The following is a 21,766-nucleotide window of genomic DNA, read 5'->3' on the forward strand; positions in this document are numbered from 1 at the left end:
CGCGCCAGGGGAGTTCCGCGGTGACGGTTGTGGGTCCGCCGGTGGGGGAGTCGATGACGAGGAGGCCGTCGACGGCTCGGAGTCTTTCGGCCAGGCCTCCGAGGCCGCCGCCCGTTGCGTCTGCTCCGCCGTGCCCGTCGTCGGTGACCTGGATCAGCAGGCGGGTGTCGCGTCGTCGTACGTCGACGGAGGCCGTGCGTGCCGCGCTGTGTTTGCTGATGTTCTGCAGGAGTTCGGAGACGGTGAAGTACGCGATGCCCTCGATGGCTTCTGCGGGGCGGGTGGGCAGGTCCACCTCGACGCGTACGGGGACGGTGCAGCGGGAGGCGGTGGAGGAGAGTGCGGCGTCGAGGCCGCGGTCGGTGAGGACGGCCGGGTGGATGCCGCGGGCCAGGTCGCGGAGCTCCTGCAGGGCCAGTTTCACCTCGCCGTGGGCTTCGTCGACCATGGCGGCGGCCGCGTCGGGGTCGTCCGGCAGTTTCTCCTTGGCGAGTCCGAGGCCCATGGCGAGGGCGACGAGCCTGGCCTGGGCGCCGTCGTGCAGATCGCGTTCGATGCGCCGCAGGTCGGCGGCTGCGGTGTCCACGACGACACCGCGGCCGGACTCCAGCTCCACGATGCGGCCCTCCAGCNCGTCGGGGTCGTCCGGCAGTTTCTCCTTGGCGAGTCCGAGGCCCATGGCGAGGGCGACGAGCCTGGCCTGGGCGCCGTCGTGCAGATCGCGTTCGATGCGCCGCAGGTCGGCGGCTGCGGTGTCCACGACGACACCGCGGCCGGACTCCAGCTCCACGATGCGGCCCTCCAGCTCGTCGGACGGCGAGAGCAGTCCCCGGACCATCGCCCGGTCGACGTTCGCCAGGGCCCGGACGACGAAGGGCAGTACCGGCCAGAGCACGAACAGTCCCACCAGCGTGACGGTGAAGGACAGGACCGCCCAGGGGAGCCTGATGAACGCATACAGCATGGTCCGCCAGCCCACCGGGTCCTTCAGCGCGTTCCACAGCCTGCCGAGGAGGCCCGCCCCCGGGCGGCGGGGGAGCCGGCTCGGCTCGTCCACCCGCACGCCGAGCAGCGCCCGGGCCCGGGCCCGCTCCACGCGCCCGAGGTGGCGCGCGCCGGCCAGTCCGCCCGCGAGCAGCGGCAGCCCGACGACCGTCACCGACAGCGCGGCGCCGACCGCGACCACGGTCACCGTGCAGACGAACCCGGCGAGGGCGACCGGCAGGTCGGAGAGGAGATGGGCGATCTCCCTCCAGGTGTGCCGGTCGTAGGCGGGGCGGGCCGGCGGCGGCCCGTCGAGCCCGTACCCGAAGGCGTCGGGAGAACTGCTGGTCGGGGTCATGCGGGACAGCCTGCACGGTCGCGTTCGCGCACGCCATGGGGTACGTGGGAGGGGGCGGAGTGGGGATATCCCCACCGGGGCGGTGCCCGTTCCGGTCCGATGAGTGGCACGGCTGCTTACCGTCTCTTTAACAGGGCCTAGACTCCCGTGCGTACAGAACGTCGAACGGGCAGGGAGCGAGGGGCGGACGTGCGGAAACTTCCCGAATCGACCGTGCTCGCGGCCGACTACTTCCAGAGCTACTCCGTCGTCGGACTGCTCGCCCTGATCGGCGTGCTCTTCGTCGCCGTGGCGTTCGGCGCGGGACGGCTGCTGCGCCCCGTCGTACCGACGCCGGAGAAGCTGCTCACGTACGAGTGCGGAGTCGATCCCGTGGGAGAGGGCTGGGCGCACACCCAGGTCCGCTACTACGTGTACGCCTTCCTCTACGTGATCTTCGCCGTCGACTCGATCTTCCTCTTCCCCTGGGCCACGGTCTTCGCCGCACCCGGTTACGGCGCGACGACGCTCGTGGAGATGTTCATCTTCCTCGGCTTCCTGGCCGTGGGAATTCTCTATGCATGGAAGAAGGGCGTCCTCACATGGACGTGACCCCGCAGACCCCGGGCGCCGAGGCCGCCGAGCCGGTGACGCTGCAGGAGCCCAGGAGGCTGGGAGCCCTCTCCCGGCTCGCACCCGAGCCGATGAAGGTGATCCTGAACTGGGGCCGCCGCTACAGCCTGTGGGTCTTCAACTTCGGCCTCGCCTGCTGCGCGATCGAGTTCATCGCCGCCTCGATGGCCCGGCACGACTTCATCCGCCTCGGAGTGATCCCGTTCGCGCCCGGCCCCCGCCAGGCCGACCTGATGGTCGTGTCGGGCACGGTCACCGACAAGATGGCGCCCGCGGTGAAGCGGCTGTACGAGCAGATGCCCGAGCCCAAGTACGTCATCTCCTTCGGCGCCTGCTCGAATTGCGGCGGCCCGTACTGGGACTCGTACTCCGTGACCAAGGGCGTCGACCAGATCATCCCCGTCGACGTGTACGTCCCCGGCTGCCCGCCCCGGCCCGAAGCGCTGCTCCAGGGCATTCTCAAGCTGCAGGAGAAGATCGCACGCGAGTCTCTGGGCGAGCGGTACGCCGCCGCTCCCGGACGGGCCTCGGTGGGCGAACTCCAGAGCGGCCTCGTGGCCCCGCCCGCACCGTCCTCGAGAGCCGGGGACCCCCCCTCCGGCGGAGCACCGTCGGGTGAGGCACCGTCCGGGCTGGGGTCCGACCGGGGAGCCGCCTCGTGAGCACGTTCGAGACGGACATCGCCGCACGCTTCGGCCCCGAGGCCACCGCCGAGGCGGCGTACGACCTGCTGACCGTGGACGTTCCGGCGGCCTCCTGGCTCGACGCGCTGCGAGTCGCCCGCGACGAACTCGGCTGCAGCTACTTCGACTGGCTCAGCGCCGTGGACGAGCCGGGCACCGGCTTCCGTGTCTGCGCGCACGTCGTCGCGCTGGAGCAGGGTGCGGAGGGGACGTCCGTGCGCAGGCTCATGCTGCGTACGACCGTTCCGCACGACGCACCCGTGCTCCCCACCGCCGTGGAGGTCTTCGCGGGCGCCGGCTGGCACGAGCGCGAGACGCACGAGATGTTCGGCGTGGACTTCACCGGCCATCCGCACCTGGTGCCGCTGCTCCTTCCGGACACGTTCGAAGGACACCCACTGCGCAAGGACTTCGTGCTCGCGGCGCGGGTCGCCAAGGCGTGGCCGGGTGCGAAGGAGCCGGGCGAGTCCGAACACGGCGGGCCGAAGCGGCGCCAGATGCTGCCTCCCGGCGTCCCCGACCCGAACGAGTGGGGCCCCCTCAAGGGCCAGCTCCCCCCTGCACCCGCCCGCCCGGCCCGCGCCCCGCGCGCGGCGGGCGAACGCCCGCCGCGCCGCACCCGCAGCGTGTCGGAGGGTTCGGCCAGCCAGGCGACGGCTCCGGCGGAGGGCGCGCCGGCGGCCGGCGCCGGGGCTGCGGCTCAGACGCCGGCTTCCGGGGAGGGCTCCGGGGCGACCGGGGCTCCGGAGCGGCGTTCGCGTACGGCTGCGGAGGGGTCGGCCGGTCAGGCCCCCGCACGCCGCTCGCGGTCGGCGTCCGAGGGCTCGGCGAGCCAGCGGGCGGAGGCAGACGGTGCGGCAGCCGCGCCCCGCCGTTCGCGCAGTGCCGCGGACGGCTCGGCAAGCCGGTCCGGGGATGCCTCACCCCGGTCCGCCCAGGCTCCCCGCGACCGCAGCACCGACGCGCCCTGGCACCACGCCCGCCCGGCTTTCGACGAGCCGGAGCCGACGAGGGCGGCGCCGGAGTCCCGGCCCCGGCCCGGACCGGGCGGAGGACAGGCCCCGACGGCGCCTTCCGCCGAGGCACGGCACTCCGAGGAGGCCACGGCCGGGCCCCGCTCCGGAACCGAGTCGGCCGCCGAGGTCGCCACCGGGACCGAGCCGGGGCCCGAGGCGGAGACCGCTGAGTCCGGTCCCGAGCCCGCCAGCGAGTCCGGCCCCGGCGCGGATGCCGACGGCGCAGGTGCCACCGAGACCCGTCCCGAGCCCGAGCCCGAGTCCACGTCTGATCAGGCCGGTGCCGGTGCCGGTGCCGGTGCCGGGCCGGAGCCCGAGCCCCGGCCCGAGCCCGACCCGGCGCCCGCAGCCGGTACCACCACCTCCGAACCCGACCCGGAGCCCGCAGCCGGTAGGCCCGGAGCCGGTACCACCACCCCACCCACGACACCGGCCCCCCGGCCGGACGGCGGGCCCGAGGAAGGACCCGGGCCGCGGACGGACGACACCACGGGAGGCGACCGCGCGTGAACGACGCAATCGACGTCGCCCTGCGGCTCCTGGCCGTCTTCGCCGTGTTCCTGGTGCTGCCTCTCGTCATCGGGCAGACCGAGCACAAGGTGATGGCCCATATGCAGGGCCGGCTCGGCCCCATGTACGCCGGTGGTTTCCACGGCTGGGCGCAGCTCGTCGCGGACGGCGTGAAGTTCGCACAGAAGGAGGACGTGGTCCCGGCTGAGGCGGACCGTCGCGTCTTCCAGCTCGCGCCCGCCGTCGCGCTCCTCCCGTACCTGCTCGTGCTGGTCGCGATCCCGATCGGCCCGAGTGAGGGAGCGGTCGGGATCATCGTCGACGCGGGCATCTTCTTCGTGCTCGCCGTCATGGGCGTCGGTGTGCTCGGCTCGCTCATGGCGGGCTGGGCCTCGGCCAACAAGTTCTCGCTCCTGGGCGCACTGCGCACCGCCGCGCAGCTCCTCGCCTACGAACTGCCGATGCTGCTCGCCGCCGCGTCCGTCGCGATGGCCGCCGGCACCGTCTCCCTCCCCGGCATCCTGAACGCCTTCGAGTGGTGGTGGCTGCCCTGGCAGATCATCGGCGCGCTGGTCTTCTTCGTCGCCGGTCTCGCCGAACTGCAGCGTCCGCCGTTCGACATGCCGGTCGCCGACTCCGAGATCATCTTCGGCGCGTACACGGAGTACACGGGATTGCGGTTCGCCCTGTTCCTGCTCGCCGAGTACGCGGGCATCGTCGTCCTCTGCGGTCTGACCACCGTCCTCTTCCTCGGCGGCTGGCACGGTCCGTTCGGCGCGGACGGTCTCGGCTGGCTGTGGACCCTGCTGAAGACCGCGGTGCTCGCCTTCATCGTGATCTGGCTCCGCGTGACCTACCCCCGGCTGCGGGAGGACCAGCTCCAGCGGCTCGCCTGGACGACGCTCGTTCCGCTCGCCCTCGCCCAGATCGCCCTCACCGGCGTCGTCAAGGTGGTGATGCAGTCATGACCGGCTCCCGTCCGCCCTCCCGGTCCCGTATCCCCGGATCGGGCCTGGCCAAGGGGCTCGCCGTCACCCTGCGGACGATGACGAAGCGCGCGCACACCGCGCAGTACCCCGACGTGCAGCCCGAACTCCCGCCCCGCTCGCGCGGTGTGATCGGTCTGTTCGAGGAGAACTGCACGGTCTGCATGCTCTGCGCCCGTGAATGCCCCGACTGGTGCATCTACATCGACTCCCACAAGGAGACGGTCCCGGCGGCCACCCCGGGGGGCCGTGAGCGCTCCCGCAACGTCCTCGACCGGTTCGCCATCGACTTCTCCCTCTGCATGTACTGCGGTATCTGCATCGAGGTCTGTCCCTTCGACGCGCTGTTCTGGTCGCCGGAGTTCGAGTACGCCGAGACCGACATCCGCGATCTGACCCATGAACGGGACAAGCTCCGCGAGTGGATGTGGACGGTTCCGGCGCCGCCGGCGCTCGACCCCGCAGCCGAGGAGCCCAAGGAACTCGCCGCGGCCCGCAAGGCCGCGGAGAAGCTCGCCGCCGCGCGGGCCGAGGCCGACCGCTCCGAGGCCGAGCAGGCGGCCGGTGCACCGGACGCCACCGGTCCGGCCGCTCCGCCGGCCGAGGGAGGGCAGGCATGACCCTTGCGCACGCCGTCGCCCAGACGGGGAACGGCTTCCTGTCCCCGACGGGGGTCGAGATCGCCTTCCTGCTCGTCGGTATCGCCACCCTGGCCGCCGCCGTCCTCACCGTCACGACCCGGCAACTGGTGCACGCCGCCCTGTGGCTGGTCGTCGCGCTGGGCGGGCTGGCCGTCGAGTACCTCCTGCTGACCGCCGAGTTCATCGCCTGGGTGCAGGTACTGATCTACGTCGGCTCCGTGGTCGTCCTCCTCCTCTTCGGACTGATGCTCACCAAGGCCCCCATCGGCCGCTCCGCCGACGCCGACTCCGGCAACCGACCCGCCGCGCTCGTCGTGGCAGCCACCTCCGCGGCCGCTCTGGTCTGGGTGGTCGTCGATGCCTTCCGCGCGACGTGGATCGACCTCGACGGGCCGTCCCAGGGCTCCACCCGGGTCTCCGGCGAGATCCTCTTCCGGCACTGGGTGCTGCCGTTCGAGGCACTGTCCGTGCTGCTCCTGGCCGCCCTTGTCGGGGCGATCGTCCTGTCCCGCAAGAACTCCCAGGACCGGGAGGGGAAGAGCTGATGCATCTCGCCTATCCAGCGGTGCTCTCCGTCCTCCTGTTCTGCACGGGGCTGTACGGGGTGCTGGCGCGCCGCAACGCGATCCTGGTCTTGATGTCGGTCGAGCTCATGCTCAACGCCGTCAACCTCAACCTCGTCGCCTTCGACGTCTGGCTGCGCGACGCCCTGCACAGCGGCCAGGCCCTGACCCTGTTCACCATCGCCATCGCAGCCGCGGAGATCGGCATCGGTCTGGCGATCGTCCTGATGGTGTACCGCAACCGCGGTACCTCGGACATCGACAGGCTCCGCGACACCGCCGAAGGCCACGAACCGGCCGAAGCCGCCGCCCCGGCGGAGAAGGCCGAGGCCACCGCGTGACCACGACGACCCTCGCCGTTCTCGTCCCCCTCCTTCCCTTCCTCGGCGCCGCCGCCGGGCTGCTCCTCGGTCGTTCGGCACCCGGATTCGTCCGGCCCCTGGCCGTACTGCCGACGATCGCCGCCACCGTGCTCGCCGCGCTCGTCGCCGTGCGTCAGGGCGGCGGCCGGCCGATCAGCGCGTCCACCCAGCTCACCCCCACCGGCTCGGTCCCCGTCGACCTCGCCCTCTACCTCGACGGCTTCGCCGTCCTGGTCGCCGTGCTCGTCGGTGTCGTCGCCTCATGCGTGCAGATCTACTCGACCGCCTATCTGCGCGACGACCCGCGCTACCCGTCCTACGCGGCCCTGGTCTCGCTGTTCACCTCCGCGATGCTGCTCGTCGTCTACTCGGGCGATCTGATGGTGCTGCTGGTCGGCTGGGAGATCATGGGCATCTGCTCGTACTTCCTGGTCGGCCACTACTGGGAGACGCCCGAGGCACGGGCCGCCTCCCTGAAGGCGTTCCTGGTCACCAAGCTCGGCGACGTCCCCTTCCTGTTCGGTCTGTTCGCGCTCGCGGTGGACGCCGGAACGTTCCGCATCACCGGCGTCCTCGGAGCCGTCGCGGCGGGTGCGATCGACCACCCGACCCTGGTGGCGCTGCTGCTGCTCGCGGGTGTCGCGGGCAAGTCCGCCCAGTTCCCGCTGCACACCTGGCTCCCCGACGCCATGGCCGGCCCGACCCCGGTCTCCGCGCTGATCCACGCAGCGACGATGGTCGCCGCCGGCGTGTACTTCGTCGCCCGGCTCCTCCCCGTCTTCGCCGCCTCAGCCGCGGCGCTGATCGTCCTCGCCGTGATGGCCGCGATCACCATGGTCGGCTCCGCCCTCGCCGCCCTCGCCCAGGACGACATCAAGCGGGTGCTCGCCTACTCGACGATCGGCCAACTCGGCTACATGTCGGGTGCCCTGGCGGTCGGGGACCGGGGCGCCGCCGTCTTCCACCTCCTGTCGCACGGTGCGTTCAAGGCACTGCTCTTCCTCGCGGCCGGCGTGATCATCCATGCCGCCGGCACCAACTCGCTGGCCGCCATGTCCCGGATGAGCGGGCTGACCAAGCGGATCCCCGACGCGTACTGGACGATGACGATCGCCCTGCTCGCGCTCGTCGCCGTTCCCCCCTTCGCAGGTTTCTTCTCCAAGGAAGCCGTCCTCGTGGCCGCCGAGCACAGCGCGCTCGGCGACTCCGCCGTCGCTCCCGCCGCGGCGGGCTGGGCCGTCCTGGTCTCGGGGCTGCTCACCGCCCTCCTCACCGCCGCGTACGCCACCCGGTTGTGGTTGCTCGCGTTCCGCGGCCGGGGCGCCGAGGCCCCCGACCACGGCCGGCAGCCCCTGGCCATGACCGCCGTCCTCTGGGTGCTGGCCGCGCCGTCGCTCGCCTTCGGTCTTACCGCGGGCTTCATCGACGACTGGTTCGACGGCCGGCCGCTGCAGCCGACCCTGACCACCGCCGTGCTGGGCACGGGTGTCGCCCTCGTCGGCGGACTCGTCACCTACGCCACCTGGCGGCACACGACGGCCCTGGCCGCACGTGCCCCGATGGGTGCCGTCGCCGCCCACCCCGAGGCCGAACCGGCCGTCTCCGAGGCGGAGGCGATCACCAGCCACGAACCCGCCTACGGGGACATCGCGGCCGCGCCCGACCCGGCCGACCCCGGCCGGCTGCTGCTCGGTCCGCTGCACCGGTCCGCGGCCGCCGGCTTCCACCTCGACGCCGTCTACCGTGCCCTGTTCGTCCGCCCGGTCACGGCCGGTGCCGAACTGGTGAGGTTCCTCGACCGGGAGGTCGTCGACACCTATGTGCGCGGTGCGGGCACCGGCACCAACTGGCTCGGGTGGCTCGTCCGCCGGGCCCAGACCGGAAACGTGCAGACCTACCTCAGCGCACTGCTGGCCGGCTCCGTCGTCCTGGCGATCGCCGTCGTACTCGTCGCCGCGGGAGCGTGAGCCGTGATCGATATCAGCGAATCCGTGATGCAGTTCCTTCTCGCGTTCATCGTCGTCGGCCCGCTCATCGGCGCCGCCGCGGCCCTCCTGCCCGCCCCTCCCGGACTGAAGGGGAAGTCACCGGACCAGGCCGTGCTGCGGCACGGTGTGACCGTCACCGGCACGATCCTCGCGGCCGCGATCGTCCTCGCGCTGGGCTTCGACCACGACCAGCCGTCGAAGATGCAGGCCACGACGGACATCAGCTGGATCCCGGCACTGGACGTGCGGATCCACCTCGGCACCGACGGCATTTCCCTCCCCCTCCTCGTCCTGACCGCGCTGCTGACCTTCCTCTGCGCGCTGTACAGCTACTTCAAGATGCCCGAGGGCCCGTCCCCCAAGGCCTTCGTCGCGCTGCTCCTCGTGCTCGAGTCCGGCACCCTCGCCACCTTCGCCGTTCTCGACCTGCTGCTGTTCTTCCTCGCCTTCGAGACGGTCCTGATCCCGATGTACTTCCTCATCGCCCGCTGGGGCGGCGCAGGCCGCCGCGCCGCGGCATGGAAGTTCATCCTCTTCACCCTGCTCGGTTCGGTCGTCATGCTTCTCGGCCTGCTCCTCGTGGGACTGCAGGCCGGCACGTTCGACATGCTGGCACTCGCCACTGACAACGGCCGCGGCCTCAGCCTGTCCGTGCAGGTCATCGCCGTTCTCGCGATCGGGGTCGGTCTCGCGGTGAAGACCCCGATGTGGCCGCTGCACAGCTGGCTCCCCGACGCCCACACCGCCGCTCCGACGGTCGGCTCGGTCCTGCTCGCCGGCGTCCTGCTGAAGATGGGCACGTACGGCTTCGTCCGGATCGTCCTGCCGATCGCACCCGACGGCATGCAGGTCTTCGCCCCGTACCTCGCCGCCTTCGCCGTCGTCGGCGTCGTCTACGGATCCCTCGCCTGCCTCGCGCTCGCCAGGCCGGGCTCCAAGGGCGACCTGAAGCGCCTGATCGCGTACTCCTCCGTCGGCCACATGGGCTTCGTGCTCCTGGGCATCGCGACCATGACCCCGACCGGCGTCAACGGCGCGCTCTTCGCCAACATCGCCCACGGTCTCATCACCGGTCTGCTCTTCTTCCTGGCCGGCGCGGTGAAGGACCGGTACGGGACCGCCGACCTCGACACGCTCGCCGGTGCCACCGGGGCCGCGCTGTACGGCCGCGCGCCCCGCCTCGGCGGACTGCTCGCCTTCGCGGCCGTGGCCTCGCTGGGCCTGCCCGGTCTCGCCGGGTTCTGGGGCGAGATGCTCGCCCTCTTCGGCGCCTTCGACCCCGCCGACGGCCTCAGCCGTCCCGCGTTCCTCACCTTCATGGCGATCGGCGGCCTCGGCACCCTGCTCACCGCCGCGTACCTGCTCGTCGTCGTCCGCCGTGTCTGCATGGGCGGCCCCCGGCCCGCCGGAGAGGCCCGGCTCGCCGACGTACAGGGCTACGAGGTCGCCGCCTGGACTCCGCTCGTCGCCCTCACCGTCCTCGCCGGGCTCTGGCCCGCGGTCCTCCTCGGCCTCACCGACCCGGCCGTGCAGAAGCTCCTCGCTGGAGGAAAGGCATGACCTTGGCCGCCGCACCGCAGGCGCTCGTCGCGCCCGTCGTCCAGTCCGTCGACTGGCTCGCGATCGCCCCACCCACCATCACCGCGGTGGCCGCCCTGCTCATCCTGGTCGCCGACCTCTTCGTCGCCGAGCGGAAGAAGGCGTTCCTCGGCTACGCGGCCGTCGCCTCCCTCGCGGTCGCCGTGGCCTCGCTGCTGCCGCTGCGCGGAGCGGACCGCGCCACGTTCTGCCTGACCACCGCCCCCGACGTGTGCAGCTACACGGCGGACCGGTTCACGCTCGTCATCCAGTTCCTGGTGCTGGGCGGCGCGCTGGTCACCGCGCTGATCTCCGTCACCGAGACCCGCAGGCGGCTGCCCGCGGGGGAGTACTGGTTCCTGCTGCTGTCCTCCGCGGCCGGAGCGGCCCTGCTGCCCGCCGCGCGGGACCTCGCCACCCTCGTCGTCGCCCTCGAGGTCGCCTCGCTGCCCGCGTTCGCGCTGGTCGGCCTGCGCCGCGGCAACCGGATGTCCAGCGAGGCGGCCCTCAAGTTCTTCCTGTCCTCGGTCACCGCCACCGCCGTGATGCTGCTGGGCGTCAGCTTCGTGTACGCGGCGACGGGCACCCTGCACCTGACCCGGATCGCCTCCCGCATGGACGACGTGCCCGGTCAGCTGGACACCCTGGCCCAGGTGGGTGTGGCGCTCACCCTCGTAGGGTTCGCCTTCAAGACGGCGGCCGTTCCGTTCCACTTCTGGGTGCCCGACACCTACGTGGGCGCGCCGCTGCCCGTCGCCGCGTACCTCTCCGTCATCGGCAAGGCCGTCGGCTTCTCCGGGCTGATCCTGGTGACCGTCATCGCCTTCCCCGCGCACGCGGACGTGTGGGGTCCCGCCGTCGCCGTGCTCGCGGCCCTCACCATGACCACCGGCAACGTCGCGGCCGTGCGCCAGTCGCCCACCCGTGCGAACAGCGCGGTACGGCTGCTCGCCTGGTCCTCCGTGGGGCAGGCGGGCTACCTCCTGGTCCCGATCGCCGCGGCCGCCTGGTCCGGCGACGTCCGGATCGGTTCCACCGTCGCGTACGCCCTCATGTACGCGGTCGTGAACCTCGGGGCTTTCGCCGTGGTCGCCCTGGTCGCCCGCACGAAGCCCCGGAACCGCATCGCCGACTACCGCGGCCTGTACGCGACCCGTCCCGTGACCGCCCTGGTGCTGGCCTTCTTCCTGCTCTGCCTGGCCGGACTGCCGCCGGGCGTCATCGGGCTCTTCGCGAAGGTCGCGGTCTTCTCGGCCGCGGTTGACGCGGGTCTCGGCTGGCTCGCCGTCGTCATGGGCGTGAACGTGGTGATCGCGCTCTACTACTACCTGCAGTGGACCGCCCAGCTCTTCCGGGCGCCGGAGGAGGCGCCCGAGGGCGCGGCCGGGACCGTGCCGGCACGCCGCCCCGCACCCGCTCTGGTCACCGCGGCCATCGCGCTCACCGCAGCCGCGGGGGTTCTGCTGTCCGGCTGGCCGCAGCTGGTGCTGCGCTTCGCCGCCGTCGACCTGTTCTGACGGGCGCACGACAGAATCGCCCGTCGCTCGCGCGGCACCGGACACGTGCCCTCCCGGCACCCGTGGAACGCCCTGCGCCGGGTACGCGGAACCGTCGGTTCGACAAGCGGTGCCCCGAGCGGGCACGGTGTTGACCCCATCCGGACGAGCAGCAGGAACGACATGGCCGCAGAACGACGAGGGAGTACCGCTGTGCTGAGCGGATTCAAGGACTTCATCCTCCGTGGAAACGTGATCACGATGGCGATCGGCCTCGCGGTCGGCTCCGCCTTCACGGCGGTCGTCACGGGGCTCACCAACGCCTTCATCACCCCGCTGATCGGCGTGGCCACGCAGGGTGCCGGGGACTTCAGCAAGGCGGCCTTCACGGTCCAGGGGGTGAAGTTCCCCTACGGCCTCTTCATCAGCGCCACCATCGCCTTCGTGATCACCGCTGCCGTCCTCTACTTCTGCGTCGTCGTCCCGATGCTGAAGGTGCAGAACCGCTTCACCAAGGAGGCGCCGGTCAGCATCAAGGCGGCGGTGCGCGACTGCCCGCGCTGCTACACGGAGATCCCCGCGATCGCCAGCCGCTGCGCGCACTGCACGAGCGACGTGGAGCCCCTCCCCGAGGCACTGGAGAAGGCCGGGGTGCTCCCCTCCCAGCGCTGAGCCGGCCGGGTCACCCGAACGGCCCATCGGTGCCGGGCTCCCCGCCCGTGGCGGCGGGGGAACCCGCGGCTCCCGCCTGGCGTTGACCAGTACGGGAGGGTCCACTGGAGAGCGGACCACGACCGCAGAGGGTTCCCCTGCCGAACCACTTGGAGGGCGTACCGTGCACCGCCGGCACAACGGACTGAGGACTGCCGTTCTCCTCGGGGGGCTGTCCGCCCTCATCATCGTCATCGGCAGTCTCTTCGGCCGTACGGGCCTGATCGTCGCCGTCGTCGTGGCTCTGGGGACGAACGCGTACGCGTACTGGAACAGCGACAAGATCGCGCTGCGGGCCATGCGCGCCCGGCCGGTCAGCGAGTTCGAGGCGCCCGCGCTGTACCGAATCGTCCGCGAGCTCTCCACACAGGTCCGTCAGCCGATGCCGCGGCTGTACATCTCGCCGACCCAGGCGCCGAACGCCTTCGCCACGGGGCGCAATCCGCGCAACGCGGCGGTCTGCTGCACCGAGGGCATCCTGCGGATCCTCAACGAGCGGGAGCTGCGGGCGGTCCTCGGCCATGAGCTGAGCCACGTCTACAACCGGGACATCCTCATCTCGTCCGTCGCCGGCGCCCTCGCATCAGTGATCATGTTCCTGGTGAACTTCGCCTGGCTGATTCCCATAGGCCGCTCGGACGACGACGACGGCCCCGGGCTGCTCGGCCTGCTCCTCATCATGATCCTGGGTCCGCTCGCGGCGTCCGTCATCCAGCTCGCCATCAGCCGCTCCCGCGAGTTCGAGGCCGACGCCGACGGGGCCAGGCTCACCGGCGACCCGCTCGCCCTCGCGAGCGCCCTGCGCAAGCTGGAGGATGGCACCAAGCAGTTGCCCCTGCCGCCCGAGCCGAAGATCGAGACGGCGAGCCATATGATGATCGCCAATCCCTTCCGGCCGGGCCGGAGCGTCACCAAGCTGTTCAGCACCCACCCGCCGATGGCCGAACGCATCGCCCGTCTCGAACAGATGGCAGGTCACCGCCCATGAAGACAATCCTGAACGTCATCTGGCTCATCCTCTGCGGCTTCTGGATGTTCCTCGGCTATCTGCTGGCCGGCGTCCTGCTGTGCATCACCATCATCGGCATCCCCTTCGGCCTGGCCGCCTTCCGCATCGGCGTCTACGCGCTGTGGCCCTTCGGCCAGACGGTGGTGGAACGCAGCGACGCGGGCGCGCCCTCCTGCATCGGTAACGTGCTCTGGCTGATCCTGGCCGGCTGGTGGCTGGCGCTCGGGCACGTCGTCACGGGCATCGCCCTCTGCCTCACCATCATCGGCATCCCGCTGGGCCTCGCGAACTTCAAGCTGATCCCCGTCTCGCTGCTGCCCCTCGGCAAGGAGATCGTGCCGACCGACCAGCCGTTCACGGCGAGGTGAGACCGGAGCCCGCGAGCCCCGAGCCCGCGGGACAGCACCCCGTGAGCCCCGAGCCGTTGACGCCCTGCACGGAGCTGCGGCGCGGCCGGTGACGGGGGAGCGGGAGCGGCCGATGCGGGCGTACGCCGACGAGCCCCTTCGAGGAGGTCGTCGACTTCCTCGGGACCGAGGGCGTCAGGGGCGATCTCCGCCGGCCCGCCCTCGTACCGCGTACGCCACCGCGCCCGCCGCCAGTACCGCCGCGCCCGCCGCCACCGACGCCAACGGCAGTGCGAGAGCCAGCACCAGACAGCCCGCCAGCCCGGCGACCGTGAGGGCCCTTCCCCGGGATCCGAGTGTCCACGCCGAGGCGTTGGCGATGGCGTAGTACACGAGCACGCCGAACGACGAGAAGCCGATCGCGCCCCGCAGGTCCGCCGTCGCAGCCACCACGGCGACCACCGCCCCCACCGCGAGCTCGGCGCGGTGCGGCACCTGGAAGCGGGGGTGGACGGCCGCGAGAGTGCGCGGCAGATGGCCGTCCCGGGCCATCGCGAGCGTCGTCCGGGAGACACCGAGGATCAGTGCCAGCAGCGAGCCGAGGGCGGCCACCGCCGCCCCGACCCGTACGACGGGGGCCAGCCCCTCCGCCCCGGCCGCCCGGACGGCGTCGGCCAGGGGAGCCGCCGCCCCGCCGAGTCCGTCCGCGCCCAGCACGGAGAGGACCGCGCAGGCCACGACCACGTACACGCCCAGGGCGATCCCCAGGGCCAGGGGGATCGCACGCGGGATCGTCCGGGCCGGATCCCGCACCTCCTCGCCGAGCGTGGCGATCCGCGCGTACCCGGCGAACGCGAAGAACAGCAGTCCGGCGGCCTGCAGCACACCGCCCGCGCCGCCGCCGGGGCCACCCGACAGCAGACGGTCGGGGTCAGCGGACGGGGAGGTGAGGGAGGCGACGACCGCCGCCGCCAGGACCGCCAGCACGACCGCGACGATCACCCGGGTCAGCCGGGCGGACTTCTGAACGCCGCCGTAGTTCACGGCCGTCAGCGCCACGACCGCGGCCACCGCGACGGCGTGCGCCTGCTCGGGCCAGAGGTAGGTCCCCACGGTCAGTGCCATCGCCGCGCACGAGGCGGTCTTCCCGACGACGAAGCCCCAGCCCGCGAGATAGCCCCAGAACGGGCCCAGCCGCTCCCGCCCGTACACATACGTCCCGCCCGAGGCCGGGTAGCGGGCCGCGAGCCGGGCCGACGCGGTGGCGTTGCAGTACGCCACGACCGCGGCCAGTCCCAGCGCCAGGAGCAGCAGCGGCCCGGTGCCGGCCGCCGCGGACGCGGGCGCCGGCGCGACGAAGACCCCGGCGCCGATCATCGCGCCGAGCCCGATGACGACCGCGTCGAACACGCCCAGCGACCTGCGCAGTTCCTGTGTCATGCATCGCACCCTACTGACGGCCGCAACCGCACTCCGCCCCGCCGGCGTCTGACATGGCAGCAGCGCGTTACGGGCAGGAGTCCGGGGACGCGCACGAGGAAAGGCAGGTCATGGCATGGGCATCATCAGCTGGATCATCCTCGGTCTGCTCGCCGGGATCATCGCCAAGATCCTGCTGCCGGGCCGCGACCCGGGCGGACTGATCGGCACCACCCTCATCGGTGTCGCCGGCGCCTTCGTCGGTGGCTGGATATCGTCCCGCTTCCTGGACCGTCCGATCACCAAGGACTTCTACGACGGCGCCACATGGGTCTCCGCCATCGGCGGCGCGCTCGTCCTGCTCATCGCCTACCGCATCCTCTTCGGCCATTCACGGTCGCGCTGACAAAGCCGACGGGGGCGCCCCGGCCGAACCGGGGCGCTCAGTCCCGGAGGCCGGTCTCGCGCAGGGTGATGTTCAGCCGGCCGGACAGACCCAGTGCGGGATCGGCCGTGCCCGCAAGGACCCTGGGCACCCCGTGGTACGCGAAGCGGGACGGCCCGCCGAAGACGAACAGGTCGCCGGACGCCAACTCGACGTCCGTGTAAGGCCGGCCGCGGTTCGCGGTGTTCCCGAAGCGGAAGACGCAGGTGTCGCCGACGCTGAGCGACACCACCGGGGCGCCGGAGCGCTCGTCCTCGTCCCGGTGCATGCCCATCCTGGCGTCCCCGTCGTAGAAGTTGACGAGCGCGACGTCCGGCGCGTACGGCCTGCCGCTCCCGTCGCCCACCGTGGTGCCGCCGTACGCGACGGCCAGCGCCTCGCGTCCCAACCCCGCCAGCCAGTCCGGGAATCCGGCGACCCGGGCGCCGTTCACGTCGTCGGCGGTCCGGGTGTACCGGTACGGCTGCCAGTGCCACCCGACGCAGACCGTCCGCACGGACATCACCCCGCCCGTCGGCAGCCTGGTGTGCCGGATCGGGACCGGTCCGCGCGCCCACTCCCGGCACACCGCGACGAGTTCCCNCCGTCCGCACGGACATCACCCCGCCCGTCGGCAGCCTGGTGTGCCGGATCGGGACCGGTCCGCGCGCCCACTCCCGGCACACCGCGACGAGTTCCCGCTGCCGGGCGGTGGACAGCCAGCCGGGGACGTGCACCGCCCCCGGCGCCGGCTCGGCCCGTTCCCGCGGGAAGAGTCCCTCACTCACGGCACCAGCGCGCCTTCCAGCCCGAGGAGCCGCTCCTTGCTCGGCAGGCCGCCCGCGTACCCGCGCAGTGCGCCGTCGGCGCCGATCACCCGGTGGCACGGCCGCACGATCAGCAGCGGATTGCGGCCGACGGCCGTCCCCACCGCCCGCACCCCGGCCCCCGCGGCGCCGACCCGCTCGGCGACCTGGCCGTAGGTCGCCGTCCGCCCGTAGGGAATCTTCTCCACCGCATGCCAGACGCGCCGCTGGAAGTCCGTGCCGGCGCCCCTCGCGAACTCGATCGAGAAGGACGTCAGCTCCCCGGCGAAGTAGGCCCGGAGCTGCGCGGTGATCTCCTCGAACTCCTCGGGTGCGGGCCGCCGGCCCTCCCGCACCTCCCCCGCACCCTTCTGCCCGGGCAGCGAGAGCGAGACGAGCGCGGTCCCGCCGACGGCGGTCGCGGACTCCTCGCCGACCAGCAGCAGCTCACCGAGCGGGCTGTCGACCGTCGTGTACACCGTCATGGCTCTTTCCTCCCCGCCGTGGGCCCGTCCTTCCGCGGTCCCGCGTCCATGCCCCTGCGGCTCGATGGCCTACCGCGCCGGCAGTATTCGGAGGTCGCCTCCGGCCCGCTCCGGGACGCGAGGCGGGGGTGGTGCGGCCCGGCCGCACCACCCCCGAGTGCCTGTCTCCGCACGGCCGGACGGCTCAGCGGCGGTCACGGCTCACCGGTAGTTCACGAACTGAAGGGCGAAGTCGAAGTCCTTCCCCTTCAGCAGCGCGATGACCGCCTGCAGGTCGTCGCGGCTCTTCGAGCTGACCCGCAGCTCGTCGCCCTGCACCTGCGCCTTGACGCCCTTCGGACCCTCATCGCGGATGGCCTTGGCGACCTTCTTCGCGTTCTCCTGGGAGATGCCCTCCTGGATCGACGCGAAGATCTTGTACTCCTTGCCGGAGAGCTGGGGCTCTCCCGCCTCCAGCGCCTTCAGCGAGATTCCCCGCTTGATCAGCTTGGACTGGAAGATGTCGAGGATCGCCTTGACCCGCTCCTCCCCGCTCGCCTGCATCAGGATCTTCTCGCCGGACCACTCGATGGTCGCGCCGGTGCCCTTGAAGTCGTAGCGCTGCGAGATCTCCTTGGCGGCCTGGTTGAGGGCGTTGTCGACCTCCTGCCGCTCGACCTTCGAGACGATGTCGAAACTGGAGTCGGCCATGTCCTGTGGCTCCTTGTATCGGGTGGGTAGAAGCACGGCCGGATGCCCGGACCGCCACCGCAAAGCCTAGCCACCCGCACCGGCCGGAGGCGCTGATCAATCCGGTGGCGGAGCACCCCCGGGGATCAGGTATCGTTTACGTCGTTGCCACGGAACGCCGCGCGAAAGCGGCTCCGGAGCGACATCCCATGGCGGTGTGCCCGAGTGGCCAATGGGAGCGGACTGTAAATCCGTCGGCTTAGCCTACCCAGGTTCGAATCCTGGCGCCGCCACGCGAAGTGAGACCCCCGTTGACTTGCGGAGACGCAGGACGGCGGGGGTCTTCTCGTTGCCCTGCAGTGATCTTTCGTACGGAATGGAAAAAGGCGTCCCGCCTCAGCCCTTTCCGCCCGGATCTGGGGGCCTGGGCAGCGCGTGCAGGTCATACGCGGGCCGGGTTTCGGGAAGGCGTGGGGCGCACCCCAACCCGGTGGGCGATCTCCAACGCGGTGCGGCTCTGGACGCGCGCGGTGCGACCGTCCACCGGCACCGCTTCACCACCCGCGCCCAGGCCCGGCCGAAGAGCGCGACGTGGTTGCCGACTCGGGTGCAGCACCGGACGCCGCCGCACCCGAGTCGGCGGACTCCCGCCGGTGGAGTTCGAACAGATGATCACCCGGCAGAGGGCTCAAGCCCGCCGGAGGGCCGAAACCGGATGAGAGAGGCCTCTGTGCTTCCAGAGGTTTGACAGGCGGGCCTTGTGTCGACGTCGGATATGCGACTGTTCCTCCCGTTTGGTATCGATCAAAGCGTCCTGTCCGTCTTGTCCATCCGAGTTGCCCCCTTTGTGCGGGCTTTCTCCTCCTCAGTGGCCGCCTTCGCCAGGACGGCCATGACGTCCCGGCCGAGATGCATCCCGGCAGCGTTGTGGTGGGCACGGGCAGTGGTGGAATCCACGCCGACGAGGGACAAGTCCACCTCACCTCGCTTCGCGGCCTCCGCGATCGTCCCCTCCAGGAGCGCCTCGAAGACCCCGGCGTCCCGCCACTGCCGGAACCGGTTGGGCATGGTCGTCCAGGTGCCGAACTCGCTCGGCAGCTCACGCCACTGCGCACCCGCCCCGCCGCCGGATCACTCCTTCGAACTGCTGCCGCAGCCGCTCCGGGTACGGACCACGCTCACCGACCGGCAGGTACGGCTCGGTCAACGCTCACTCGGAATGCGTCAGTTGCGCACGCGCACTGCACAACGATCTACCGGGTCCGCCCCACCACNCCTTCGAACTGCTGCCGCAGCCGCTCCGGGTACGGACCACGCTCACCGACCGGCAGGTACGGCTCGGTCAACGCTCACTCGGAATGCGTCAGTTGCGCACGCGCACTGCACAACGATCTACCGGGTCCGCCCCACCACGCGGGCCGGACTCGCCAGATCGATCGAAACCAGAAACGCGCCCCGGGGGCGCCCTGACCCCGGCGATCGGGACGGTCGGGGAAGGAGGACCGTCTCCGGTCCGCTCGCTGGGGGCCGGACGCAGGAGGATGGAGTCACTGACGGTGCCCTGGACGATTCCGGCACGGTTCGCTTGCCGTCCCGGTCATGTCCCCTTTCCCTCATGTGCATCGCCCGCACGCTCAACGGCCACCACCGGCCCGCGGTATGGGACGGCCACCTCGACGCCTCCGGCGGGCGGTGGGACAGCCGTTCGCCATGCCCGGCGCGGCCGGATCGACTGGGCCGGACTCCATCCCGGTCGAGGAGCTATGTGGTCGGGGATATCGGTGGCCCGGAGGCGGCCCCGGTCGCGGACGGCGTTGTGAACAGGTCCGCGAGGGTGCCGCAGTCCGGGGTGGCCGAGGGATCGGGCAGCCGTCCGAGTGCGGCGGCCCCGAAGGCCACCGAGGATGCGGTGCTCGCGGCGTAGGCGTCCAGGTCGTGCGGCCACGTCGCGGGCGGCTGCTGTGCGAGCAGGGCCACCGCTCCGTGCAGTCCGGCGCAGATGCCGCGGGTCAGCTCTGCGACGTCGCCGCGCAGAGCGCCGGCCGTGACGCACGGCTCGACCGCCTCGGCGAGGTAGCGGAAGCAGTCCGCAGCCACCTGCCGACTCGCCTCTGTGGCACGACTGTCCATCACGAGGCGGTACCGCAGAGGGTGCTCGAGTCCGAAGGCGATGTAGGTGACGCAGCGGCGATGGAGTGCCGAGAACGGGTCGTCGACGTCGGAGGCGGAATCGCTCATGCGGCGTCCCAGGTCGTCCCAGGCACCCAGGCACACGGCGTGCAGCAGTTCAAGTCTGCTCGCGAAGTGCAGGTACACCGAGGGTGTGGTCACTCCCACCGCGGCGGCGACCCCGCGTACGGTCACCGCGTCCTCCCCTTCGGTGTTCAGGATCCGCTCCGCCGCGGCAAGGAGTTCGGTGCGCAGACGCGCTCCTTCCCCCGGCCGTGCCCGCTTGCGCCCGCCGACGCGGGTCATCTGCGGCTCCCGACGAACACCGGCTTGCCCGCTGGAGGATCGAGCAGGACGTCCGGTGCGTCGTCATAGTCGTAGGGCCCGGCGATGAGCGGGCTCGGGTCGAGGGCCCTGGAGTCGATCAGCTGCAGGACTTCGGGGGCGAAGGGGGTGACGTGCGGAGGCCCCGTCACGAAGGTGACGCCGCTGGAGTAGAGCTCCAGGTAGGGCAACGCGGGTTCGGTGAAGAACACCGACCGGGACACACAGGTCCCTCCGGGCCGGGCGGAGATCAGCGCGCAGCGCAGTCCCTTCGGATGGGCCGAGGCGTCCACGGTCAGGTCGTAGGAGCCCCGGATCCGATCGGAGTAGGAATCGATCAGCGTCGCCCGGGCGCCCAGGGCGGCCGCCTTCTCCACGGAGCGGGGATCGCGGTCCACGTAGTGCACCGCGGTGCTGCCGATTGCCGTGCAGGCAAGGACCGTCAGCAGTCCGAACGTGGGAGTCCCCCCGACGACCAGCACGGTGGCGTCCGGATCGGCGCGGAGCGTGGGGCTGACCGCGCGGTAGGCGTCGACCAGATTGTCCGAACAGGGCGCCGCCAGCACCGGGTTCAGGCCGGGCGGCAGCGGTACGAGGCTGTGCTCGGCCCACGGCACGCGGACCAGCTCGTCGAAGAGCCCTCCCCAGGAACCACCCGCGGGGGTGCCGTAACTCGCGAAGGGCGGCACGGCGCTGCACGCACCCGGCATCGACCGGCTGCACTCCGCGCACACACCGCAGTTGATGTGGCACGGGATGACGACCCGGTCGCCCGGCTTCAGGCCGCTGACGGCGCTGCCGACGTCCACGACCTCGCCGACGGCCTCGTGCCCCAGGGCGTAGGGCGGTTCGAGCGGGCTCGCATGCACCAGGTGGCGGTCCAGGTCGCACACGGCGGATGCGACGGGGCGCACCAGAGCGTCCGTGGCCTCCCGGAGCGAGACGGGCGGCAGGTCTCTCCATTCGACCCGCCGCGGACCCAGCACAGTCAGACTTCGCATCGCGATCACCGAGCCCTTCGGCAGCAGCGGGGCCTCGCCCCGTCGCGTGACATGCCGCGCTCCTACAACACGTACGGCAGGGGCGGTTACCGGTGGCTAGGTTTACACGTCAGGATGACGGTGACAAGTAGCGAGTGGCCGGCCACACCGGGAACGTCGGCGGCACCGCGCGAACCCCGGGGAAGGCTCCTCGCGCTTCGCGTCCCGGACCCCGCGGCTGCGTGCAGTGCCGCGGCGTGGGGAAGGTTCCACCGGCTCCTGAGGCCGCCCGGCCATTTGGTACCCTCTGGTAGTCCGTCCGGGGGTGTGATATCGGATCCGAGATCCGCACCTCCCGTACCGGTGGACGGCCGGGGAACCCACCGAGCCCGGCGGTCGCCCGGTCATCCGATCGGGGGCAGGTACGACTCAGGGAGAGAGGGGAGTGGCCGTGTTCCGCAACGGCGAACCGCTGCCCACCCAGGAGCCGACGGCCTGTCCGCGGGAGTTGCTGAAGAAGCTGGGCTGACAGATGGACGCCGACCGGTACTCCGAAGTCCTCGACGCGACCTACGCCTGCCTGGTCCGGCACGGAGTCCGGCGTACCACGATGGACGACATCGCCTCCGCGATGGGAGTGTCCCGG

Annotated in this window: 21 protein-coding genes, 1 tRNA gene and 2 pseudogenes; 16 read left to right on the forward strand and 8 right to left on the reverse strand. The window is 71.7% G+C overall.

From position 1 onward, the window contains the following. Positions 1-1,342: sensor domain-containing protein (locus tag QMZ92_RS34440; RefSeq protein ID WP_283301679.1), on the reverse strand; the 1,342-nt coding region annotated here is incomplete at its 3' end. Between the two features lie 189 nt (positions 1,343-1,531). Between QMZ92_RS34440 and QMZ92_RS34445 the strand changes: the two genes are divergently transcribed. The 13 genes from QMZ92_RS34445 to QMZ92_RS34505 all read left to right on the forward strand — a co-directional run bounded on the left by QMZ92_RS34445 (position 1,532) and on the right by QMZ92_RS34505 (position 13,865). Beyond that, complete coding sequence (locus QMZ92_RS34445) at positions 1,532-1,933, forward strand: NADH-quinone oxidoreductase subunit A (protein ID WP_269728933.1); 402 nt, start codon at positions 1,532-1,534, stop codon at positions 1,931-1,933. Beyond that, positions 1,924-2,616 (forward strand): NADH-quinone oxidoreductase subunit B, encoded by a 693-nt coding sequence (locus QMZ92_RS34450; RefSeq protein ID WP_283301682.1) that lies wholly within the window; start codon positions 1,924-1,926, stop codon positions 2,614-2,616. Before QMZ92_RS34445 ends, QMZ92_RS34450 begins: the two co-directional genes overlap by 10 nt. Further along, entirely contained in the window at positions 2,613-4,163 is a 1,551-nt protein-coding gene (locus tag QMZ92_RS34455) for an NADH-quinone oxidoreductase subunit C (protein ID WP_283301683.1), read from the forward strand. The genes QMZ92_RS34450 and QMZ92_RS34455 overlap by 4 nt, the downstream gene beginning before the upstream one ends. Continuing rightward, a complete protein-coding gene (locus QMZ92_RS34460; protein ID WP_283301685.1) occupies positions 4,160-5,131 on the forward strand; it encodes a complex I subunit 1/NuoH family protein in 972 nt (323 codons plus the stop codon). Before QMZ92_RS34455 ends, QMZ92_RS34460 begins: the two co-directional genes overlap by 4 nt. Continuing rightward, on the forward strand, positions 5,128-5,769 hold the full coding sequence (locus QMZ92_RS34465) for a NuoI/complex I 23 kDa subunit family protein (protein ID WP_283301687.1): 642 nt from the start codon (positions 5,128-5,130) through the stop codon (positions 5,767-5,769). The genes QMZ92_RS34460 and QMZ92_RS34465 overlap by 4 nt, the downstream gene beginning before the upstream one ends. Beyond that, entirely contained in the window at positions 5,766-6,335 is a 570-nt protein-coding gene (locus QMZ92_RS34470) for an NADH-quinone oxidoreductase subunit J family protein (protein ID WP_283301689.1), read from the forward strand. The genes QMZ92_RS34465 and QMZ92_RS34470 overlap by 4 nt, the downstream gene beginning before the upstream one ends. Beyond that, positions 6,335-6,694 carry an NADH-quinone oxidoreductase subunit NuoK gene (gene nuoK, locus QMZ92_RS34475; RefSeq protein WP_283301691.1) on the forward strand — a complete coding sequence of 120 codons (360 nt, stop codon included), beginning with the start codon at positions 6,335-6,337 and terminating at the stop codon, positions 6,692-6,694. Before QMZ92_RS34470 ends, nuoK begins: the two co-directional genes overlap by 1 nt. Next, positions 6,691-8,682, forward strand: coding sequence for an NADH-quinone oxidoreductase subunit 5 family protein (locus QMZ92_RS34480; RefSeq protein WP_283301693.1), 1,992 nt, complete (start codon positions 6,691-6,693; stop codon positions 8,680-8,682). Before nuoK ends, QMZ92_RS34480 begins: the two co-directional genes overlap by 4 nt. A 27-nt stretch (positions 8,683-8,709) precedes the next feature. Next, entirely contained in the window at positions 8,710-10,263 is a 1,554-nt protein-coding gene (locus QMZ92_RS34485) for a complex I subunit 4 family protein (RefSeq protein ID WP_283301715.1), read from the forward strand. After that, the gene (locus QMZ92_RS34490) at positions 10,260-11,798 is read left to right on the forward strand and encodes an NADH-quinone oxidoreductase subunit N (RefSeq protein ID WP_283301695.1); all 1,539 of its coding nucleotides are present in this window, start codon (positions 10,260-10,262) and stop codon (positions 11,796-11,798) included. The genes QMZ92_RS34485 and QMZ92_RS34490 overlap by 4 nt, the downstream gene beginning before the upstream one ends. A gap of 192 nt (positions 11,799-11,990) precedes the next feature. Continuing rightward, positions 11,991-12,449 (forward strand): large conductance mechanosensitive channel protein MscL, encoded by a 459-nt coding sequence (gene mscL / locus QMZ92_RS34495; RefSeq protein WP_283301697.1) that lies wholly within the window; start codon positions 11,991-11,993, stop codon positions 12,447-12,449. 163 nt (positions 12,450-12,612) lie between these two features. Then, on the forward strand, positions 12,613-13,476 hold the full coding sequence (gene htpX / locus QMZ92_RS34500) for a zinc metalloprotease HtpX (RefSeq protein WP_283301698.1): 864 nt from the start codon (positions 12,613-12,615) through the stop codon (positions 13,474-13,476). Continuing rightward, complete coding sequence (locus QMZ92_RS34505; RefSeq protein ID WP_283301700.1) at positions 13,473-13,865, forward strand: YccF domain-containing protein; 393 nt, start codon at positions 13,473-13,475, stop codon at positions 13,863-13,865. Before htpX ends, QMZ92_RS34505 begins: the two co-directional genes overlap by 4 nt. Positions 13,866-14,039: 174 nt before the next feature. Here the strand turns inward: QMZ92_RS34505 and QMZ92_RS34510 are convergent, their stop codons facing one another. Then, a complete protein-coding gene (locus QMZ92_RS34510; RefSeq protein WP_283301702.1) occupies positions 14,040-15,284 on the reverse strand; it encodes an APC family permease in 1,245 nt (414 codons plus the stop codon). Positions 15,285-15,399: 115 nt separating this feature from the next. Between QMZ92_RS34510 and QMZ92_RS34515 the strand changes: the two genes are divergently transcribed. After that, on the forward strand, positions 15,400-15,669 hold the full coding sequence (locus QMZ92_RS34515) for a GlsB/YeaQ/YmgE family stress response membrane protein (RefSeq protein WP_283301704.1): 270 nt from the start codon (positions 15,400-15,402) through the stop codon (positions 15,667-15,669). 37 nt (positions 15,670-15,706) lie between these two features. Here the strand turns inward: QMZ92_RS34515 and QMZ92_RS34520 are convergent. The 3 genes and pseudogenes from QMZ92_RS34520 to QMZ92_RS34535 form a co-directional block, all read right to left on the reverse strand. After that, positions 15,707-16,475 (reverse strand): annotated as a pseudogene (locus tag QMZ92_RS34520) (alpha-ketoglutarate-dependent dioxygenase AlkB family protein). Beyond that, positions 16,472-16,978 (reverse strand): methylated-DNA--[protein]-cysteine S-methyltransferase, encoded by a 507-nt coding sequence (locus QMZ92_RS34530; protein ID WP_283301708.1) that lies wholly within the window; start codon positions 16,976-16,978, stop codon positions 16,472-16,474. Before QMZ92_RS34530 ends, QMZ92_RS34520 begins: the two are co-directional and overlap by 4 nt. A 201-nt stretch (positions 16,979-17,179) precedes the next feature. Then, positions 17,180-17,668, reverse strand: a complete 489-nt coding sequence (locus QMZ92_RS34535) for a YajQ family cyclic di-GMP-binding protein (protein WP_138053700.1) — start codon at positions 17,666-17,668, stop codon at positions 17,180-17,182. A 190-nt stretch (positions 17,669-17,858) separates the two neighbouring features. Between QMZ92_RS34535 and QMZ92_RS34540 the strand changes: the two genes are divergently transcribed. Next, positions 17,859-17,940 (forward strand) — tRNA-Tyr (locus QMZ92_RS34540). Positions 17,941-18,451: 511 nt separating this feature from the next. On the opposite strand, the pseudogene QMZ92_RS34545 reads toward QMZ92_RS34540, so the two are convergent. The 3 genes and pseudogenes from QMZ92_RS34545 to QMZ92_RS34555 all read right to left on the reverse strand — a co-directional run. Beyond that, a pseudogene (locus tag QMZ92_RS34545) lies at positions 18,452-18,751 on the reverse strand (hypothetical protein); the annotation flags it as partial. A gap of 657 nt (positions 18,752-19,408) precedes the next feature. Next, positions 19,409-20,122: a TetR/AcrR family transcriptional regulator gene (locus QMZ92_RS34550; RefSeq protein ID WP_283301711.1), complete on the reverse strand. Its 714-nt coding sequence runs from the start codon at positions 20,120-20,122 to the stop codon at positions 19,409-19,411. Beyond that, positions 20,119-21,141: a zinc-dependent alcohol dehydrogenase gene (locus QMZ92_RS34555; RefSeq protein ID WP_283301713.1), complete on the reverse strand. Its 1,023-nt coding sequence runs from the start codon at positions 21,139-21,141 to the stop codon at positions 20,119-20,121. Before QMZ92_RS34555 ends, QMZ92_RS34550 begins: the two co-directional genes overlap by 4 nt. A gap of 511 nt (positions 21,142-21,652) precedes the next feature. On the opposite strand from QMZ92_RS34555, the gene QMZ92_RS34560 reads away from it, so the two are divergent. Continuing rightward, a partial coding sequence (locus QMZ92_RS34560) for a TetR family transcriptional regulator (RefSeq protein ID WP_283296314.1) occupies positions 21,653-21,766 on the forward strand: 114 nt, incomplete at its 3' end.

The organism is Streptomyces sp. HNM0645, from assembly GCF_030056615.1.
Classification (GTDB): Bacteria; Actinomycetota; Actinomycetes; order Streptomycetales; family Streptomycetaceae; genus Streptomyces; species Streptomyces marianii.

Excerpts from the sequence above, each read along its gene's own strand:
- QMZ92_RS34505 (WP_283301700.1), top strand. The coding sequence starts at position 13,473 with ATGAAGACAATCCTGAACGTCATCTGGCTCATCCTCTGCGGCTTCTGG.
- QMZ92_RS34450 (WP_283301682.1), top strand. The coding sequence starts at position 1,924 with ATGGACGTGACCCCGCAGACCCCGGGCGCCGAGGCCGCCGAGCCGGTG.
- QMZ92_RS34550 (WP_283301711.1), bottom strand. The coding sequence starts at position 20,122 with ATGACCCGCGTCGGCGGGCGCAAGCGGGCACGGCCGGGGGAAGGAGCG.
- QMZ92_RS34490 (WP_283301695.1), top strand. The coding sequence starts at position 10,260 with ATGACCTTGGCCGCCGCACCGCAGGCGCTCGTCGCGCCCGTCGTCCAG.
- QMZ92_RS34485 (WP_283301715.1), top strand. The coding sequence starts at position 8,710 with ATGCAGTTCCTTCTCGCGTTCATCGTCGTCGGCCCGCTCATCGGCGCC.
- QMZ92_RS34530 (WP_283301708.1), bottom strand. The coding sequence starts at position 16,978 with ATGACGGTGTACACGACGGTCGACAGCCCGCTCGGTGAGCTGCTGCTG.
- QMZ92_RS34465 (WP_283301687.1), top strand. The coding sequence starts at position 5,128 with ATGACCGGCTCCCGTCCGCCCTCCCGGTCCCGTATCCCCGGATCGGGC.
- QMZ92_RS34515 (WP_283301704.1), top strand. The coding sequence starts at position 15,400 with ATGGGCATCATCAGCTGGATCATCCTCGGTCTGCTCGCCGGGATCATC.
- QMZ92_RS34535 (WP_138053700.1), bottom strand. The coding sequence starts at position 17,668 with ATGGCCGACTCCAGTTTCGACATCGTCTCGAAGGTCGAGCGGCAGGAG.
- QMZ92_RS34555 (WP_283301713.1), bottom strand. The coding sequence starts at position 21,141 with ATGCGAAGTCTGACTGTGCTGGGTCCGCGGCGGGTCGAATGGAGAGAC.
- QMZ92_RS34470 (WP_283301689.1), top strand. The coding sequence starts at position 5,766 with ATGACCCTTGCGCACGCCGTCGCCCAGACGGGGAACGGCTTCCTGTCC.
- QMZ92_RS34510 (WP_283301702.1), bottom strand. The coding sequence starts at position 15,284 with ATGACACAGGAACTGCGCAGGTCGCTGGGCGTGTTCGACGCGGTCGTC.
- nuoK (WP_283301691.1), top strand. The coding sequence starts at position 6,335 with ATGCATCTCGCCTATCCAGCGGTGCTCTCCGTCCTCCTGTTCTGCACG.